Origin of the sequence: Alteromonas sp. BMJM2 (genome assembly GCF_027257845.1) — a bacterium.
Classification (GTDB): Bacteria; Pseudomonadota; Gammaproteobacteria; order Enterobacterales; family Alteromonadaceae; genus Alteromonas.
The window spans coordinates 1-1,971 of sequence record NZ_JAPVOT010000049.1 but is presented as its reverse complement, the minus strand read 5'-3'; the positions used below and the strand labels follow the sequence as shown (position 1 = coordinate 1,971).

Below are 1,971 nucleotides of genomic sequence, written 5' to 3'. Positions count from 1 at the left end.
CATTGCTCAAGCGAAAATCATCAGGGCGATAGCGTAACAAAGCTAATAAACGCCGAATGTAGAGCTGCTGTCAGATCTTCTTGTTATCTAAAGAGCTATTGCTTGACAAAGGGGAGTCCATGTAGCCCCGCTAAGGGGAAATTTAAAGTTGGCTATAATGTTGAACGGAGTGAAAACAGCCAACTGTAAATTTTCCCTCTTGAGCGACTTGTTAGGCATACTAGACCGAATAAACAGCCATTATCCTGCATGGCCCTGGCTCACAATCTTTAAATTTCTTTTGTTCGAGTAATGATTTAGCCTCCTCAAAAGTTTCTAGGAGGCAATGCTTATTAACTTTTACCTCTTCTGCCATGTGATTACATGACAGGTATGAACATTCAGGCTCATTGCCATTAGTAAATGAAACCACATCAAAGCCTTCTAAGGTTTTGGATTTAGGTTCTACTACACTTGTTTCAAATGATGCTTCAGGCTCGAAGCTTTCCCAAGTAGGCTCATCTTCATAACATTGAAACTCATATGTTTCATAGTAAAACATATGAGTTTCAGTTAAATCTATTTCATTTTCTTCAGCTACGGCATAAATATCTTGAGGCGAATTAAAAAGCCAAAAGCCATTATGTTTCCAATAATTTATATAATCCGAAAAATCTTTTGAGGTACACCCGCTAACAGAATACAAATCTTCAACTTGATCTGTTTTCAGCCAAGTTGGTTTCTTCGCAATTCTTTTTAATAAATACCCAACAGGAATCATGGTGTATGCCTAACACTTCGTTAAGCGGTAAAAACCGCCCTTGTTTTTATCCGCCTTCAACGTTTTGTTATACCGCAACTACGCCACCAAAGCTTTATAAGGTTCGACATTTAAAGCTGACTTATTTTGCCTAGTCATCCACAAATCATGTGCATTTTGAAGTTTCAACCAATGATCTGCGGACGGTTTACCAAAGACTAGTTCAAGTCGAAGTGCCATTTCTGGGGAAATAGATGCCCGACAATTAAGGACTTTAGATAGCGTTTTACGGCTAACATCTAAATGCGCGGCGACATCAGTAATTGTTAATTGAAGAGGCTCTATCACAAGTTCTTTTAATATTTCACCTGGATGCGCCGGATTATGAATAGTCATTAATGGTAATCCTCATAGTTGACGAGCTCGATATCCTTACCTATAAACCGATAAGTTATACGCCAGTTTCCACTCACCCTAACTGACCATATATCCTTCTTATCACCTTTCAGCTTATGCATAAAAAGACCCGGTAAATCCATATCTTCTGGACACTCTGTTTGATCTAAATTGGATAGTATCAGTCTGAGTTTCTTCTCATGCTTTTTCTGAATACCAGCCGTACTACCTTTTTGGTAGAACTTTTGTAGGCCTTTATGTAGGAAGCTTTTTATCATAACTTAATGTAACCCATATGGTTACATTAGTCAATCTATAGAGGTATAACTTCCAAATATGGGGCGCAGACACGTGTGCAATAATGGCGAAGCCGCGCACGTGTTTGCGTCCCAGCGAGCGGCAGCGAGTGGCATAATTTGTTTGTTATATGCAATTTTCAAGCACCCTCTGACGCAGGTTTTATTATTCATCTTTTCTTCTGTGTTTGAAAATGAATTTTCCAAACTGAAATACTAGCCCGAAAAATACAACAAAAAATATAAGAGCATTTACCCAATCAGGCATGAACTTTACAAGTTGAGGAGCATTTAATTTGATTAAACCAAAGAATCCAACAATCAAAAGAATTAGGGTCGTATTTTTCATTTACCCTCCATTTTAAGAGCGTTTTCATCAAGCTAGATAAATGGCCCCCAGTAATCATTGCATATAACGCCTCGTTAAGGGGCGAATTCAGTTGGCTAAAATTGTGAGCGAAGCGAAACTAGCCAACTGTTATGAGTCCCGCTTGAACGACTTGTTATATGCCTGTTAGTGCAGATCTGCGAACACTTCAG

General features: G+C 38.8%; 4 protein-coding genes. All 4 read right to left on the bottom strand.

Annotation, left to right across the window (positions count from 1 at the left end; translation table 11 throughout):
• Positions 1-220: 220 nt before the first annotated feature.
• Positions 221-760, bottom strand: a complete 540-nt coding sequence (locus tag O9X84_RS19445; RefSeq protein ID WP_269521308.1) for a hypothetical protein — start codon at positions 758-760, stop codon at positions 221-223.
• Positions 761-838: 78 nt separating this feature from the next.
• On the bottom strand, positions 839-1,135 hold the full coding sequence (locus O9X84_RS19440; RefSeq protein ID WP_269521307.1) for a HigA family addiction module antitoxin: 297 nt from the start codon (positions 1,133-1,135) through the stop codon (positions 839-841).
• Positions 1,135-1,413, bottom strand: a complete 279-nt coding sequence (locus O9X84_RS19435) for a type II toxin-antitoxin system RelE/ParE family toxin (RefSeq protein ID WP_269521306.1) — start codon at positions 1,411-1,413, stop codon at positions 1,135-1,137. Before O9X84_RS19435 ends, O9X84_RS19440 begins: the two co-directional genes overlap by 1 nt.
• Positions 1,414-1,597: 184 nt before the next feature.
• A complete protein-coding gene (locus tag O9X84_RS19430; protein WP_269521305.1) occupies positions 1,598-1,780 on the bottom strand; it encodes a hypothetical protein in 183 nt (60 codons plus the stop codon).
• Between the last annotated feature and the right edge of the window lie 191 nt (positions 1,781-1,971).